This window comes from Mycobacterium sp. IDUB_17 (genome assembly GCF_055419465.1).
In genome coordinates, this window is record NZ_JBVAXS010000001.1 from 247,864 (window position 1) to 263,240 (window position 15,377).

The 15,377-nt window shown below is 66.6% G+C and carries 17 protein-coding genes; 10 read left to right on the forward strand and 7 right to left on the reverse strand.

Annotated features, from left to right (window positions below; genetic code table 11):
- The first annotated feature begins 6 nt into the window (after positions 1-6).
- The 4 genes from ACZYZ7_RS01230 (at position 7) to ACZYZ7_RS01245 (ending at position 3,823) form a co-directional block, all read left to right on the forward strand.
- A complete protein-coding gene (locus tag ACZYZ7_RS01230; RefSeq protein ID WP_450068800.1) occupies positions 7-1,491 on the forward strand; it encodes an amidase in 1,485 nt (494 codons plus the stop codon).
- A gap of 138 nt (positions 1,492-1,629) precedes the next feature.
- Complete coding sequence (locus tag ACZYZ7_RS01235) at positions 1,630-2,184, forward strand: hypothetical protein (protein ID WP_135453657.1); 555 nt, start codon at positions 1,630-1,632, stop codon at positions 2,182-2,184.
- Positions 2,185-3,348, forward strand: a complete 1,164-nt coding sequence (locus ACZYZ7_RS01240) for a glutathionylspermidine synthase family protein (RefSeq protein WP_135453658.1) — start codon at positions 2,185-2,187, stop codon at positions 3,346-3,348.
- A 19-nt stretch (positions 3,349-3,367) separates the two neighbouring features.
- The gene (locus ACZYZ7_RS01245; RefSeq protein WP_450068801.1) at positions 3,368-3,823 is read left to right on the forward strand and encodes a DUF350 domain-containing protein; all 456 of its coding nucleotides are present in this window, start codon (positions 3,368-3,370) and stop codon (positions 3,821-3,823) included.
- Between the two features lie 30 nt (positions 3,824-3,853).
- Here the strand turns inward: ACZYZ7_RS01245 and ACZYZ7_RS01250 are convergent, their stop codons facing one another.
- Both ACZYZ7_RS01250 and ACZYZ7_RS01255 read right to left on the reverse strand, forming a co-directional pair.
- On the reverse strand, positions 3,854-4,975 hold the full coding sequence (locus tag ACZYZ7_RS01250) for a glycerate kinase (RefSeq protein WP_450068802.1): 1,122 nt from the start codon (positions 4,973-4,975) through the stop codon (positions 3,854-3,856).
- A gap of 52 nt (positions 4,976-5,027) precedes the next feature.
- Entirely contained in the window at positions 5,028-5,468 is a 441-nt protein-coding gene (locus ACZYZ7_RS01255) for a MarR family winged helix-turn-helix transcriptional regulator (protein WP_450068803.1), read from the reverse strand.
- A gap of 36 nt (positions 5,469-5,504) precedes the next feature.
- Between ACZYZ7_RS01255 and ACZYZ7_RS01260 the strand changes: the two genes are divergently transcribed.
- The 4 genes from ACZYZ7_RS01260 to ACZYZ7_RS01275 all read left to right on the forward strand — a co-directional run bounded on the left by ACZYZ7_RS01260 (position 5,505) and on the right by ACZYZ7_RS01275 (position 8,551).
- On the forward strand, positions 5,505-6,197 hold the full coding sequence (locus tag ACZYZ7_RS01260) for a class I SAM-dependent methyltransferase (protein ID WP_450068804.1): 693 nt from the start codon (positions 5,505-5,507) through the stop codon (positions 6,195-6,197).
- A 146-nt stretch (positions 6,198-6,343) separates the two neighbouring features.
- Entirely contained in the window at positions 6,344-7,093 is a 750-nt protein-coding gene (gene pyrH, locus ACZYZ7_RS01265; protein ID WP_135453663.1) for a UMP kinase, read from the forward strand.
- Positions 7,094-7,115: 22 nt separating this feature from the next.
- On the forward strand, positions 7,116-7,673 hold the full coding sequence (gene frr, locus ACZYZ7_RS01270; RefSeq protein ID WP_135453664.1) for a ribosome recycling factor: 558 nt from the start codon (positions 7,116-7,118) through the stop codon (positions 7,671-7,673).
- Positions 7,674-7,696: 23 nt separating this feature from the next.
- Positions 7,697-8,551 carry a phosphatidate cytidylyltransferase gene (locus ACZYZ7_RS01275; protein WP_450068805.1) on the forward strand — a complete coding sequence of 285 codons (855 nt, stop codon included), beginning with the start codon at positions 7,697-7,699 and terminating at the stop codon, positions 8,549-8,551.
- A gap of 41 nt (positions 8,552-8,592) precedes the next feature.
- Here ACZYZ7_RS01275 and ACZYZ7_RS01280 read toward each other — a convergent pair whose 3' ends face one another.
- Genes ACZYZ7_RS01280 through ACZYZ7_RS01290 form a run of 3 tightly spaced genes read right to left on the reverse strand, consistent with a single transcriptional unit; the run spans position 8,593 to position 11,404 of the window.
- Entirely contained in the window at positions 8,593-9,306 is a 714-nt protein-coding gene (locus ACZYZ7_RS01280; protein ID WP_450068806.1) for a hypothetical protein, read from the reverse strand.
- Positions 9,303-10,145, reverse strand: a complete 843-nt coding sequence (locus ACZYZ7_RS01285; RefSeq protein ID WP_450068807.1) for an SMP-30/gluconolactonase/LRE family protein — start codon at positions 10,143-10,145, stop codon at positions 9,303-9,305. The genes ACZYZ7_RS01280 and ACZYZ7_RS01285 overlap by 4 nt, the downstream gene beginning before the upstream one ends.
- Complete coding sequence (locus ACZYZ7_RS01290; RefSeq protein WP_450068808.1) at positions 10,142-11,404, reverse strand: aminotransferase-like domain-containing protein; 1,263 nt, start codon at positions 11,402-11,404, stop codon at positions 10,142-10,144. Before ACZYZ7_RS01290 ends, ACZYZ7_RS01285 begins: the two co-directional genes overlap by 4 nt.
- A 51-nt stretch (positions 11,405-11,455) precedes the next feature.
- Here ACZYZ7_RS01290 and ACZYZ7_RS01295 point away from each other — a divergent pair, with 51 nt between their 5' ends.
- Both ACZYZ7_RS01295 and rlmN read left to right on the forward strand, forming a co-directional pair.
- The gene (locus ACZYZ7_RS01295; protein WP_450068809.1) at positions 11,456-12,082 is read left to right on the forward strand and encodes a TetR/AcrR family transcriptional regulator; all 627 of its coding nucleotides are present in this window, start codon (positions 11,456-11,458) and stop codon (positions 12,080-12,082) included.
- 113 nt (positions 12,083-12,195) lie between these two features.
- The gene (rlmN, locus tag ACZYZ7_RS01300) at positions 12,196-13,302 is read left to right on the forward strand and encodes a dual-specificity RNA methyltransferase RlmN (protein WP_450068810.1); all 1,107 of its coding nucleotides are present in this window, start codon (positions 12,196-12,198) and stop codon (positions 13,300-13,302) included.
- Positions 13,303-13,396: 94 nt separating this feature from the next.
- Here rlmN and ACZYZ7_RS01305 read toward each other — a convergent pair whose 3' ends face one another.
- Complete coding sequence (locus ACZYZ7_RS01305; RefSeq protein ID WP_450068811.1) at positions 13,397-13,804, reverse strand: nuclear transport factor 2 family protein; 408 nt, start codon at positions 13,802-13,804, stop codon at positions 13,397-13,399.
- Positions 13,801-15,285: an aldehyde dehydrogenase family protein gene (locus ACZYZ7_RS01310; RefSeq protein WP_135453671.1), complete on the reverse strand. Its 1,485-nt coding sequence runs from the start codon at positions 15,283-15,285 to the stop codon at positions 13,801-13,803. The genes ACZYZ7_RS01305 and ACZYZ7_RS01310 overlap by 4 nt, the downstream gene beginning before the upstream one ends.
- Positions 15,286-15,377 lie beyond the last annotated feature (92 nt).

Sequence of the window (15,377 nt, forward strand, 5' to 3'; positions counted from 1 at the left end):
CACAGCGTGACTAGCGGTCCGCGCCCAGCGCGAAATGCCCCGACCCGCCTGAGCGCCTTCGGCGACGATGCCCTCGGCGAGCACGATGCCGTCGGCCTGGTAGAGGAACTGCGGGCCGGCCGGGTATCGGCAGCCGACCTGATCGAGGCCGCCGTCGCGCGGGTCGAGGCGGTCAATCCCACCCTCAACGGTCTGGCGTTCGAAGCCTTCGATCGGGCCCATGCCCGGGGCGCGGCCCCCAGCCGCTACGGCGGGTTCTTCGACGGTGTCCCGACCTTCGTCAAGGACAACGCCGCGGTCCAGGGCATGCCGACCATGCGCGGTACCGACGCGTGGGAACCCCGGCCCGAAACGGCCAACGGTGACTTCGCCCGCGCCTACCTGGCCACGGGTCTGGTACCGCTGGGCAAGACCCGGCTCTCGGAGTTCGGTTTCAGTGCGTCGTGTGAGCATCCGCGGCTCGGGCCGGTCCGCAACCCGTGGAACCCGGCCTTCACCGCGGGTGCGTCGTCCTCGGGCTCCGGTGCGTTCGTCGCATCGGGGGTGGTTCCCATCGCCCACGCCAACGACGGGGGCGGGTCGATCCGGATCCCGGCCGCCTGCAACGGGTTGGTCGGCCTCAAGCCCACCCGGGGCCGGCTTCCGCAGGACAAGGACATGCGGATGATGCCGTTGCGGATCGTGTCCGACGGGGTGCTCACCCGATCGGTGCGTGACACCGCCGCGCTGCTTCGGGAGATGGAACGCGTCTACCACAATCCCAAGCTGCCGCCGATCGGCGATGTCAGCCGCCCGGGCAAACAGCGCCTGCGCATCGCGGTGTGCACGCAGTCCATCGTGCACGATGCCGGTCCGGAGATGACCGAGCTGACGCACAAGACCGCCGCGCTCCTCGAGGAACTCGGCCACCAGATCACCGTGATCGGCAACCCGGTCCCGGCCCGGTTCAAGGATGATTTCCTGCTGTACTGGGCGTTCCTGGCGTACGCACTCGTACGCGGCGGGAAGCGGTCCTTCGGCCCGAGTTTCGACCGCGACAAGCTCGACAGCCTGACGCTCGGGCTGGACCGGCTCGCCTCGCGCAACTTGCATCGGGTCCCTCCGGCGATCGTCCGGCTGGCGCGGTCGCGGCGGATCACCGAGCGTCTGTCCAACAGCTATGACGCGGTGCTCATGCCGACCCTGGCCGAGCCCACCCTCGAGATCGGCCGTCTCGACCCGACGGCGGACTACGAGCAGATCATCGACCGTCTGCTGGGGTGGGTGGCGTTCACCCCGTTGCAGAACGCCACCGGGGATCCGGCCATCTCGCTGCCGCTGGCCCAGACCGACACCGGCCTGCCGGTGGGCATGATGCTGTCGGCGACCCGGGGCCGGGAAGCCCTGCTGCTGGAGCTGGCCTACGAGCTCGAGGAGGCCAGGCCTTGGCCGCGCATTCAGGATCCGGCCCCCGCGGCCCCGCGCAAGCGGGCGCGAAAAGCGGTGAAATAGCCGGTTTTTGCGCACCCCGGGCGCTGGTACAGAGGTGCGGCCCCGCCTTCGCGTGCCGGTTTTGGTCAGGTGCTGGACACGCAACTGGCAGCGTCCTCCTATGATGACCGGCAGGTGTCAGAGTTTGCGGGGGTGGGAATGACGTCTGGGCCAGACGACCAGTGGAGCCAGGACGGTCGGGGATCGATACGTTGGCAGGATCCGGCTACCGCCACGCCGCGGCCACCGACCGTGGCCGAGGCACGTCAACGCGACAAGGCCCAGAAGGCCCGTGAGGTGGCCGCGCAGTTCGCGGCCCTGCAGGAACAGAAGGCCCAGGACCGCAAGGCCAGGAACGGCAAGATCCTGATGGGGTCGGTGGCCGTGGTGGGCGTGGTGGGCGTGGTCGCACTCGGCTACCACCTGCTGCACAAAGAGGAAATCGCGGCGTCGTGCGTCAAGGAGGGCACCAACGAGGTGGTGCCCGATTCGTATTGCTCCAGTGGACACAGCGGTTCCGGGGGCACGTTCATCTACCTGGGCTCGCCGTACCGGTACTACTACGGCGGCAACAACGGCGGGGTGGGCACCATTGCCCGGGGCGGGACCATCGAACAGCCCAAGGGCACCACAGCCAAGACCAAGTCTGGGACGTCGATCTCGCGCGGCGGCTTCGGTTCGTCGTCGAGCTACGGCAAAAGCTCGGGAAGCTGAATGCGCCGTCAACGTAGTTCCCCGCGGGCCGGCTGGGAACAGATCGTCGCCGACCAGGGGATGTGTTACGGGACTCCGGCGCGCGACGCGACCGGTGCCGACCGTCCGTACTGGGACGAATCGGTGCACTACGTCTTCGACATGGACGAGGTGCTCTCGATCGAGGCCTCAGTGGAGGTGCTGCACTCGATGTGCCTTGAGGCCGTCGAGCACGTCGTACTGACCGGGCGCTACCGCGACTTCGGGCTTCCCGAATGGAGCTGGGAGCACATCGAGAAGTCCTGGCGGCGTAGTGATCCGCACCTGTACGGCCGGTTCGACCTACGCTACGACGGCCGCAGGCCGCCGGTACTGCTGGAGTACAACGCCGACACGCCGACCACACTGCTGGAAGCGGCGATCCTGCAATGGCACTGGAAGACCGACGTGTACCCGGCCGACGATCAGTGGAACTCGTTGCACGAGAAGCTGGTTGCCCGCTGGGCTGAGATCAGGGACCGGCTTCCGGGACCGGAGACGTACTTCACCTGGTCGGGGGCCGAACTCAGCGGTGAGGATCACGTGACCGTGGCCTACCTCCAGGAGTGTGCGGCCGAGGCCGGGCTGCGCACCGTGGGTCTGGCGATCGAGGACATCGGGTTCGACCCGGATCTCGACCGATTCGTCGACCTCGAGGAAGCCCCCATGGCGTCGATCTTCAAGCTCTACCCGTGGGAGTGGATGCTCGACGACGATTTCGGCCGCCGGGCGGTCGAACAGCTGCCTGCCACCATGTGGGTGGAGCCGCTGTGGAAGACGCTGCTGAGTAACAAGGCGATCCTCGCGGTGCTGTGGGAGATGTATCCCGGGCACCCGAACCTGTTGCCCGCCTACGTCGATGACCCGCACGAGCTGACCGACTACGTGCGCAAACCCAAATTGGGACGTGAGGGCGCCAACATCACCATCGTGGGCGCCGGGTACGAGACCGAGACGGGCGGCGTGTACGGCGAAGAGGGCTACGTGTACCAGTTGCTCGATCCGCTACCGCAATTCGACGATATGCGTCCCGCATTGGGCGCCTGGATCGTCGGCGACGAATCCGCCGGACTCGGGATCCGCGAGACCTCCGGTCTCGTCACCGACAACGGCGCTGCCTTTGTGCCACACCGCATCCCGCTGTGACCTGGAAGGAATAACCCCTATGACAACCACTCTGGTTGTGCTCGGCCCCGATTACTGGTCGGTCCTCGGTCACGGGGTGTCGGCGATCGTGCTGTACTCGATTGTCGGTGTGGCGCTGTTGATCCTGGGTTTCTACGTGATCGACTGGACCACGCCGGGACCGTTGCGGGCCCTGGTGCAGGCCGGGCGCCCCAACGCCGCTGCGATTACGGCGTCCGGCGTGGTCTCGATGGCGTTGATCATCGTGCTGGCCATCTACAGCTCGTCGGGTGACCTGATCCAAGGTCTGATCACCACCCTGGTGTTCGGTCTGTTGGGCATTGCGGCCCAGGCGTTCTCGGTCCGGCTGGTCGGTGCGATCAAGGGGATCGACATCGGCGGCGTTCTGGCCTCCGAGAAGTTCACCCCGCAGGTCCTGGTCGTCACGGCTTCCTATCTGGCCTTCGGCCTGATCATCGCGGCCGCCATCCTCTGATTCCCTCCCGCTTGCGGGGGACTGCTCGGGCTAGAGGGTGCGGCAGACGGCGGCGGCCGCACGGGCCAATGCGGCCGGGCCGTCACGTAAGGCCTGATCCAGCGGAGTGCCCGGTGCGGTGATGGCCACCAGTTTCTCGACGCCGTTGGCCAGCAGTACATCGGCGTCGGCCGCCACCCGGCCGGCGAAGATCACCACCCGCGCACCGGTACGCACGGCTACCCGGGCGACACCGAACGGTGTCTTGCCCAACATGGTCTGGGCGTCCACGCTGCCTTCGCCGGTGAACACCCAGGCCGCCCCGGCCAGCGACTGTTCCAGTCCCACGGCTTGGGCGATCACGTCGACACCCGGCGCACATTCGGCGGCAAGGAATTCCATCAGGCCGAAGCCCAGGCCGCCGGCGGCACCAGAGCCGGGACGGTCGGGCCGGGCGTGACCGAGCGCAGCGCCGGTCACCGCGACCAGGCGGGTCAGCGCGGCTTCGAGAATCTCGACGTCGTCAGGTGTGGCACCCTTCTGTGGGCCGAAAACTGCACTGGCACCACCGGTTCCGAGCAGCGGTGCGGTGACGTCGGACGCAATCCGGATGTGAGTGTCAGCCAGTCGGGGATCCAGACCCGAGACATCGATGTGCCGGAGCCGGGCCAGGGCAGCGCCGCCCGGCGGTAGTGCGGCACCCGCGGCGTCGGTGAAGGAGACGCCGAGGGCGGTGAGCATGCCGGCCCCGCCGTCATTCGTCGCAGAACCGCCGATCCCGATCAGCAGCTCGGCCGCGCCGTGGTCCAGCGCCGAGATGATCAGCTGGCCTACCCCGAACGTGCTGGCGCGCAGGATGTCTCGATCCGCCGGAGCCACCAGCTCCAGGCCCGAGGCGCTGGCCATCTCGATCACGGCCAGGCGGCGCTCGGCGATGTAGCCATAGGTGGCGCGGACCGGCCGACCCAGTGGATCGCTGACCTCGACCGTGACGCGGTCTCCGCCGAGCGCGTCGACGACGGCGTCTACCGTCCCTTCGCCGCCGTCGGCCATCGGTACCCCGATGCACTCGGCGTCGGGCAGTACCGACCGGACGCCCTCGCGCATCGCTGCCACCGCTTGCGACGCGGTCATCGACTCCTTGAACGAGTCCGGGGCCAGAACGATCTTCATGCGCCTGGGACATTACCGACTGCGCGGCTGTTCGGCGCGCCACGCGCGCCCCTCAGATCACCGCCTGGGCCAGGAGTCGCTTGAGTTCGCGTCGCTGCAGGGGGTCGAGCCGGTCGAGCACATTGTCCTCGGCGGCAAGCACTGCCGCTTCGGCGCGTTTGAGCAATTCGGCTCCCTCGGCCGTCAGTTCGGCCGGGAGTGCCCGTCCCGAATTGACGGTGGCGGGTCTGCGTACCGCACCGCGGTCCTGCAGGCCGCGCAGCACGTTGTTCATGGCCTGCGGTGAGACGTTGGTGTGGCGGGCGAGCTCGGCGTTGGACTGGCCGGGAAACAGAGACAGCACTCGCAGGCAGACGAATTCGGGCAGCGTGAGTCCGAGTGGCTGCAGCTGCGCGGTGACCTTCGGCTGCAGCACCGCGACGACGCGGTACATCAGGTATCCGAGTGGCTGCTCCTCGAGGGTGCCCCCCGTTTCGGAGTTCATATCAAGCATATTGACACATATCAACCACGTTGATATACCGGACGTATGACCACACCAAGCGAAATGTCAGATGCAATGTTCGAATCGGCTTACCGCGGTGAGGCTCCCGAGTTCGCCGGGGTGCGCCCGCCGTGGAGTATCGGCGAACCGCAGCCCGAGATTGCGGCACTGATCGCAGAAGGCAAGTTCCACGGCGACGTCCTCGACGCCGGCTGTGGTGAGGCGGCCACCGCGCTGGACCTGGCAGAGCGGGGGTTCACCACGGTCGGGCTGGACCAGTCGGCCACCGCCATCGACATGGCCCGGGCCGAGGCCGCCAAGCGGGGGCTGACCAACGCGACCTTCGAAGTCGCCGACATCAGCGCGTTCACCGGCTACGACGGCCGCTTCGGCACGATCGTCGACAGCACGTTGTTCCACTCCATGCCGGTGGAACTTCGTGAGGGCTACCAGCAGTCGATCGTCCGGGCCGCTGCACCCGGCGCCTCCTACTTCGTGCTGGTGTTCGACAAGGGGACGATGGGTGATACCGGGCCGGCCAATCCGGTCACCGAGGCCGAATTGCGCGAGGTCGTCGGTAAGTACTGGGTGATCGACGATGTCCGGCCGGCCCGCATCCACGCCCACGTGCCTGCCGAATTCGCCACCTTCGCCGATTTCGCCGGGATGGACATCCGTGACGAGGGCAATGACCGCAAGTCGGTGGCGGCCTGGTTGCTTCAGGCGCACCTGGGGTAGTTGCCGGTTGACCTGCGCCCGCCGGCGACACTCGGTCCGCGAAGGCTCCCCCCACTAGGTGTGTTGCCCGCCATAAGGCAGGATGGAGAGGCCGTCCAGGGGTAACCCGGGTGGCTCTCTACATGCGAGGAGTGCCGAGGAGACCGATGGCGGATCCGAATATCGCCGGCGAGGGCGCAGCACCCATTCGTCCCTTCTACACGAGGGTTCTGCTGAAGCTTGGCGGAGAGATGTTCGGCGGTGGCCAGGTCGGCCTCGACCCCGACGTCGTGCACCAGGTTGCCCGCCAGATCGCCGCAGTGGTGCGCAGCGGCGTCCAGGTCGCGGTCGTGATCGGCGGCGGCAACTTCTTCCGTGGCGCCCAACTGCAGCAGCGCGGCATGGAACGCACGCGCAGCGACTACATGGGCATGCTCGGAACCGTGATGAACAGCCTTGCGCTGCAGGACTTCCTGCAGAAAGAGGGCATCGATACCCGCGTGCAGACCGCCATCACCATGGGGCAGGTCGCCGAGCCGTACATCCCGTTGCGGGCCGTGCGGCACCTGGAAAAGGGCCGCGTCGTCATCTTCGGTGCCGGCATGGGCCTCCCGTACTTCTCCACTGACACCACCGCCGCGCAGCGGGCTCTGGAAATCGGGGCCGAGGTGGTGCTGATGGCCAAGGCCGTCGACGGCGTCTACACCGCCGACCCGCGCGAGGATCCGAACGCCGAGCTTCTCACCGAGGTCAGCCATCGCGAGGTCATCGATCGCGGCCTGCGGGTCGCCGATGCCACCGCCTTCAGTTTGTGCATGGACAACCGGATGCCGATGCTGGTGTTCAACCTGCTCACCGAAGGCAATATCGCCCGCGCGGTGGCGGGTGAGAAGATCGGAACACTGGTCACCACCTGAACGGGAAACGGGAGAAGCCGACGTGATCGACGAAACTCTCTTCGACGCTGAAGAGAAGATGGAAAAGGCCGTGAGTGTGGCCCGTGACGACCTGTCCGCCATTCGGACCGGCCGGGCCAATCCGGGCATGTTCTCCCGCATCAATATCGACTACTACGGGTCGATGACGCCGATCACGCAGATGGCGAGCATCAACGTCCCCGAGGCGCGCATGGTCGTCATCAAGCCCTACGAGGCGGGACAGCTCAAGCCGATCGAGGACGCGATCCGCAACTCCGACCTCGGGGTCAACCCGACCAACGACGGCAGCATCATCCGGATCTCCATCCCGCAGCTCACTGAGGAACGCCGCCGCGACCTGGTCAAACAGGCCAAGTCCAAGGGCGAGGACGCCAAGGTGTCGGTGCGCAACATCCGCCGCAAGGCCATGGAGGAGCTCAGCCGGATCAAGAAGGACGGCGAGGCCGGCGAGGACGAGGTCGGGCGGGCCGAGAAGGACCTCGACAAGTCCACCCACACCTACACCAGCCAGATCGATGACCTGGTCAAGCACAAGGAAGGCGAACTGCTGGAGGTCTAGAGGCCGATCAGCAAATACCTTTCGTGACAAACGCACCGGTCGGAGAACCGCAGAAAAAACAGTCCCGGGCCGGCCGTAACCTTCCGGCCGCCATCGCCGTCGGCGCCGTCCTCGGCGCCATGGCGATCGGTACGCTCCTGTTCGCGCCGATGTGGTGGCTGCCGTTGCTCGCGGTGGCCATCGCCATCGCCACTCACGAGGTGATCCGGCGGCTGAGCGAACAGGGTTACGCGCTGCCCACCGTCCCGCTGTTACTCGGTGGTCAGGCGATGATCTGGCTGACCTGGCCGTTCGGCGCGCTCGGACTGCTGGGCGCCTACGGCGGGACGATCGTCGTCTGCATGGTGTGGCGTCTGGTCGGTCAGGGGCTGGACCAGCAACCGGTGAATTACCTGCGCGATATCGCCGCGACGGTCCTGCTTGCCACGTGGGTGCCGTTGTTCGCGGCGTTCACCGCGCTACTCATCTTCGCCGATCACGGCGGAGTCCGGGTGTTCATCATCATCGTGACGGTCGTCTTCGCCGACATCGGTGGCTATGTCGCTGGCGTCCTGTTCGGCAAGCATCTGCTGGCGCCGGCGATCAGCCCCAAGAAGTCCTGGGAGGGTCTCGGCGGTTCGCTGTTGTTCGGTATCGCCGCCGCCGTTTTTTCGGTGGTATTTCTGCTGGACAAGCCCGCGTGGGTGGGCGCGCCGCTGGGCTTGCTGCTGGTCATCACCGGCGTGCTCGGCGACCTGGTCGAATCGCAGATCAAGCGTGACCTCGGGATCAAGGACATGGGCACGCTGCTGCCCGGTCACGGTGGAATCATGGATCGCATCGACGCGATGTTGCCCGCGGCCGTCGTCGGCTGGATTGTGCTGACCCTGCTGGCGTGAGGCGCGGAAGCCGCGCGTCACGACGCGCGGCCGACCATCGCCTACCGGGATGGTTGCGACGCCGGCGCGTAGACGTACCGGCTGGTGGGGACCGAGTCCAGGTTGGTGTGTGCTCCGAACCGGGTCACACTCTCGATCATCAGACCGAGGCGTCGCTGCAACTCGGCATCGTCGCCGCCGCTGCCGTAGAAAGCGTGCGGGTCGGTCATGGCCGACATCGGGAACAGCTCCTCGACCAGGGCGTCGACCCGCTCCTCACCGAGAACCGTGCGCAGCACCCGGTTCTGCACGTAGCCGAAGTTCGCCTGCGTCTCGATGGCCACCGTGGTGTGCTGTCCCTGCCAGCGGTGCAGCCACTCTTGGGGGGTGAGGTCGGCGGGGATTCGCAGGAATCCGATCTGGGCGAGCGCCGGGGTGCGTTGCCCATCGGCGACCGGCGGTGGCACCAACCGCACCGTTTCCTCGACCTCCCACCCCACGCAGTGATCGGCGACCCCGGACAGCAGTTCGGAGATCGCGGTCGGCTCGGCCTCGGTCCAGATGCTGACCACCGCGTTCACCGGAGTGTCGAACGCCGTGATGCGCAGCTGTGTGGGGGCGACATCGGCATCGTCCACATTGACCTGCAGACGGCTGGCGCCGGCTGCGTGGATCGCCTCGCGCAGCTGCGGTGCATGCAGCACCCGATCGAGATCCGAGCCCCACAGCGCGTACATGAACTTCATGGCTTGTCCCTCTTTCGAATTGTCGGTCATGCGATCGCCTCGTCGAGCTCGATCGCCAGGATGGCGCCCGATCGCGGGGTGCCGGTGTCCGTCGGTGCCACCGACGTCGAGGCGCAGATGTAGAGCGTGCGACCCTGCGTCCCGCCGAGCTGGCAGGCCACCGGGTACCAGTTGCCGGTGCCGATGACATGGGTCTGTTCGCCGGTCCGGTCAACGCGGACAACGGCATTGGAGTTGGGCGAGGCGAACCACACCGCACCGCTGGGGTCGGCACAGATCCCGTCGGGAACCCTCCGTCCGAGGTCGGCGAACACCTGTTGGTCGGACAGGGTGCCGTCGGGATCCCGGCGAAAGCTGGTGAGCCGGCGGGCCAGTGACTCGGCGAGGATGAGCCGGGTTCCGCCGTCGGCCAAGGCCATGCCGTTGGGCACCAGCACGTCACCGGAGACCACCTGAACCGCGCCGTCCACGTCCACCCTGATGAGTTTCGTCGGGGTGGGGGAGCCCCCTTCGTAGTAGTCGAAGCCGATGTCGCCGATGTAGGCCCGGCCGGCATCGTCGACCAACATGTCATTGCTCGGTCCGCGGTGATACGGCGACAGATCGGCCACCGTCGTGGTGGTCTGACCGTCATAACGCAACAGTTTCCGGTTCAGCATGGACACCACCAGCAGATCGCCGTCAGGCGTCCAACCGAGGCCCGACGGCCGGCCGGCGACATCGAGTACCGGCTCGCACGCCTGCCCGGGCACCAGCCGGAACACGGTGCCTGCGTGCTGGTCGGAGAACCACAGCGCGCCGTCGTGCCAGCGCGGGCACTCCGGGAAGGTCAGGCCCTCGGCAACGGCCCGAGGGCCGTCCGCGATCACTTGATCACCGATTCACGGATGGCCTCGCCGAGAATTGCTATGCCCCTTCGCATTTCCTCGTCATCGACGTGGCTGTAGGCCAGCCGCAGATATCCTGCCCCGTCGGAAGCGGCGCTGTCGATCATGAACCGCTCGCCCGGGCGGAAAGCCACGCCGCCCTCGGCGGAGCGGCGTCGAACCTCGCGCCAGTCGACCTGATCGGACAGCTTGAGCCACAGGTAGAAGCCGCCCTCGGGGACTGAGAACGTCACCCAGGAACCGCAGTGTTCCCGAACCGCGGCCACCGCGACATCGAGCTTGCGCCGGTACACGTCGTTGGCGCGGTCGATCTGCTTGTCGAAGTCACCGGATGCGACGAACCGCGCCAAGGCCCGGCAGGTCCACAGGCTCGGGCCCAAGTCCTGCCGTACCGAACCCAATCCGGTGATCAGGTCCTGCGGTCCGGTCATCCACCCGATTCGCAGCGCAGGTGCCACGGTCTTGCTGAAGCCGTGTGACTGCATCACCCTGCCGGTGGTGTCCATCGACAGCAGCGTGGGAATCGGCTCGCCGTGGTAGCGCAGGTCGCCGTAGATGTTGTCCTCGATGATCAGGAAGTCGTACTCCTGCGCCAGCTCCAGGATGCGTCGGCGTCGCGGTTCCGACGTCGAAACGCAGGTCGGGAGCTGGAAGGTGGCGACGATGTACAGCAGCTTCGGGACCACCCCCGCGGCGGCCATTTCCGCCAGACGCGATTCCAGCGCGTCGGGATCGAGGCCGTCCGCGTCGATTGCCACGGGCCGAATGTCGGCGCCGCGCATTTTCGCGTACCGCAGCGCGTAGGGGAATGTTGCGGCCTCGACCAGCACGCCGTCGCCGGGGTTGACCAGCGCGTTGATCGCCAGGGCAATGGCCTGCACCGAACCGGAGGTGATGATCAGGTTGTCCGGGCCCAGGTCGGTGCGCGCATTGCGCTCACCCAGCCACCGCGCCAGTTCGCGGCGCAGGTGCAGACTGCCCAGGACCAGCTCGGTATAGCCGGTATTGCCGTACACGATCTGGTCGCCGGGTCCGTCGACGTCCAGCGACACGTACTCCAGTGCGCGCGCTCCGTCGTGGGCGAGGACGTCGCTGTGCAGGTGATCAAGCGTGCCAATCGGGAACGTCTCTGCGGACGGAATCCCTTGGTCGAAGTTGAAGGTGACCGGTACCGGGTCCTGCGGGGGCACGAAGGGTGCCACGCGCGCGATATCGGATAAGAACTTCTGAACGTCGACCACGGCGCACGGCTCCTTCGTGTTTGTTCGATGCCACATTTACAGTTGGCTGCGATGAGTGAGGCTGTCGAGGTTCCCGGAAAGCGTCCTGCGGTGCAGCGACGCAGTCAGGTGACGGCTTCCCGGGTGCTCGATGCCGCGCTGGAAATCCTGGCCGAGTCGGGGGCGCAGGGCTTGACCATCGCCGCGGTCAGTGAGCGCTCCGGAGTCTCCAACGGCGCCATCTACCATCGCTTCGCCGACCGTCGACAGCTCCTGGTCGAAGCCCATGCCAGGTTTTTGAACCGGCTCAGCGAATCCAGCGAATACCGTTCGGCGCCTTGGTATCCAGCCACGGACAGGCAGGTGTTCGTATCGGGCTTCGTGGCCATGTTCTTGAGCGCTGTCGCGGACAATCGTGCTCTGCTCTTCGTCTTCGTCAGTCTCGGCCGGGCGGATCCGGACATGTGGGCGGACGGAGTCGAGTGGAGCCGGTCCTTGGCGCGGGATTTCGGCCGGGTGCTCACGGAGCGATTCGGGTGCAGCGCCGCCGCTGCCGACACCGCATTCCGGATGGTGTACTCCTACGCGTTTCTGCCGGCTGTGTTCGGCAGTGACGAAATTACTTCGGTTGCAATGGACTCGGCCGTCCGTGCCGAACATCTGGCGACCGCCGTGGAGGCTGTCTTGGAACGGCACTGATTGACCCTCTCGTGCACTCTCGCATCAAAACAGAGCGCTCACTCTGGTTTTAGAACACGTTACAACTCGGCGGTGTTCACGCGCAATGACGGTGCTGGGATACTGGACGTGTTATGTCTGCTGAAAGTAAGCCGTTACCGCTGGTCTTCGACGCCCCGCGACGTGCCATGCCGCCGCGGCACCTTGCCGACCTCGACCAGGACGGCCGGGCCGAGGCGGTCGCCGAGCTGGGGTTGCCGAAGTTCCGCGGCAAGCAGCTGGCCAACCAGTACTACGGCCGACTCATCGCCGACCCGCAGCAGATGACCGATCTGCCGGCCGCGGTGCGCGACCAGGTGGCCGAGGCCCTGTTCCCGACGCTGATCGATCCGGTGAAGCAGATCCAGTGCGATGCGGGGGAGACCCGCAAGACCCTGTGGCGTGCGGTTGACGGCACGACCTTCGAGTCCGTGCTGATGCGCTACCCGCAGCGCAACACCGTGTGCATCTCCTCGCAGGCCGGCTGCGGCATGGCCTGCCCGTTCTGCGCGACCGGCCAGGGCGGCCTCAAGCGCAACCTGTCCACCGCCGAGATTCTGGAGCAGGTCCGGTCGGCGTCGTCGGCCATGCGCTTGGAGCATGACGGTCGGTTGTCGAACATCGTGTTCATGGGCATGGGGGAGCCCCTGGCCAACTACAACCGGGTGCTGGCCGCGGTGCGGCGCATCATCGCCCCGCCGCCGAACGGCTTCGGCATCAGCGCCCGGTCGGTGACGGTGTCGACGGTGGGCCTCGCCCCGGCCATCCGGAAACTGGCCGACGAGCGCCTCGGTGTCACACTGGCCGTGTCCCTGCACACCCCCGACGACGAACTGCGCGACACCCTGGTTCCGGTGAACAACCGGTGGAGCGTCGACGAGGTCCTCGATGCCGCGCGCTATTACGCCGACGTCACCGGCCGGCGGGTGTCCATCGAGTACGCGCTGATTCGTGACATCAACGACCAGCCTTGGCGCGCGGACCTTTTGGGGAAAAAGCTGCACAGCAAGCTGGGGCAGTTGGTGCATGTGAACCTGATTCCGCTCAACCCCACGCCGGGCAGCAAGTGGGATGCCAGCCCCAAGCCGGTCGAGCGGGAGTTCGTCAAGCGGGTCCAGGCCAAGGGAGTGTCGTGCACAGTGCGTGATACCCGGGGCCGGGAAATCGCCGCGGCCTGTGGCCAGTTGGCTGCCGAGGGCTAGTTATTGCGCCGAGACTGCGCCCAGATCGCGTTTTTGCGGAAAATGGCGATCTGTACGCAGTTTCGGTGGGCTGTAGGCAGTCTCGGGCGCTGGCCTAACCCGGCGGGTTGGTGAACCAGAGATTCTCCTCGCGCAAGCTGCGGCTGCGCCAGCCGTCGGGCGTGCGCGCCAGCTCATGGTGGTAGTAGCCGCCGCACGCGCTGATCTGGGCCATCCCCGGCAGCTGCATGGGGTTGTAGAACATCGCCCGTACCGTCGCGGTGTCGCCGTCGGTTTCGAGGATCTCGATGTTGGTGATGTAGTGCATGCTCCACGGGATCACCCCGAAGTTCGCGGCGAACCAGTCGACGACTTCGTCGCGGCTGCCCACGGTGGCGCCTGCCGACGAGTAGTCGATGTGGGCGTCCTCGGTGAACACCGAGCGGTACAGCTCCCAGTCCTTGGAATCGACGGCCCGGGCGTACCGGTACAGCAGGGCCGAGATGTCGGAGTACTCACTCACTCGGGCATCCCGATGGTCTTCGACTCGAAGTACTCCTTGAAGCCTTCCTCGCCGTTGCGCCGACCCAGACCGCTCTGCTTGGAACCGCCGAACGGGCTGTTGATGCCGAAGTGGCTGCGGCTGTTGATGGTGACGTTGCCGGTCCGGATGCGCCGCGCGACGGCGAATGCCCGGTCCACATCTCCGGACGAAACCTCCCCGGACAGGCCGTAGATGGAGTTGTTGGCGATGGCGACCGCTTCGTCGTCGGAGTCGTAGGGCGTGACCGTCAGCACCGGTCCGAAGATCTCCTCCTGCGCGACCTGTGAATCGGGGTCGACGTCGGCGAGCAGGGTGGGCTGGGTGTAGTAGCCGGTGGGCAGGTTCTCCGGAACACCGCCGCCGGTGACCAGCCGGGCGCCGGAATCGATGCCGGATTTGATGAGCCCGAGCACCTTCTCGCGCTGGGTGGCGCTGATCTGCGGCCCCTGCATGATGCCCGGGGTCCACGGATCCCCGACCGGGAAGTTCTCCATCGCGCCCTTGAGGAGCGCGATGCCCTCGTCGTACCGGCTGCGGGGGAGCAGGATTCGGCTGGGCAGGATGCACGACTGCCCGCTCATGACGCAGGCCATCATCGCCGCGATCGGCAGGGCCGAGTTGAAGTCGGCATCGTCGAGCACGATGTGGGCGGACTTGCCTCCCAGTTCGAGCATGGTCTTCTTGACTGTGGAGGCGCCGGCGGCCAGTATGGCGCGCCCGGTCGCGGTCGACCCGGTGAAGGTGATCATGTCGACCCGCGGGTCCGCCGACAGTGCGGCGCCGACTTCGTTGGCATTGGACACGACGACGTTGAACACGCCGGCCGGGATGTCGGTGTGTTCGGCGACGATGCGGCCCAACTCGGTACCCGACCACGGGGTGAGCTGCGCGGGCTTGAGGACGACGGTGTTACCGGCCATCAGCGCCGGCACCGTCTCGGCGATGTTGAGGTAGAACGGCACATTCCACGGGGTGATCGCACCGACCACACCGACCGGCTCATAGGCGATCTTGCGGCGCGCCGGCCCGAGCTGGGTCTGGTGCACGCCGTTGTCGACGACGTAGTCGAAGTTCTTCCCGTGCTCAGCCCAGTGCTTGACCTCGCCGATCGGGTCCTCGATCTGCGAGCCCGTGACGGTCACCGGACAGCCGACCTCGGTGATCAGCACCCGGCGCAGCCGCTCCTTCTCGGCCTCCAGCGCGTCGTGCAGCTGCATCAGGCAGTGGTAGCGGAACTCGACGTCGCGGCTCCAGTCGGTTTCGTCGAATGCGCGGCGCGCGGCTCCCACTGCACGCTCGATGTCGGGCACCGTGCCGTCGGTCGCCTGGCCGGCCACCTGTTCGCTGGCGGGGTGGACAACGTCGAATTTCGCACCGCTGCCGGTGTATTGGAGCTCACCGTCGATGAGCATCCGCTCGTCACCGGCGAGCACGCCGGTGTCGCTCTGCACCTGAGTCATAGGAGACAGCTTTACAAAAATTGCGTGCCGTGTCACCCCTTTGAAGAAAGGATTGACCGATCGATAAGTCTCTGCGATCGTAGAGTCTTGTG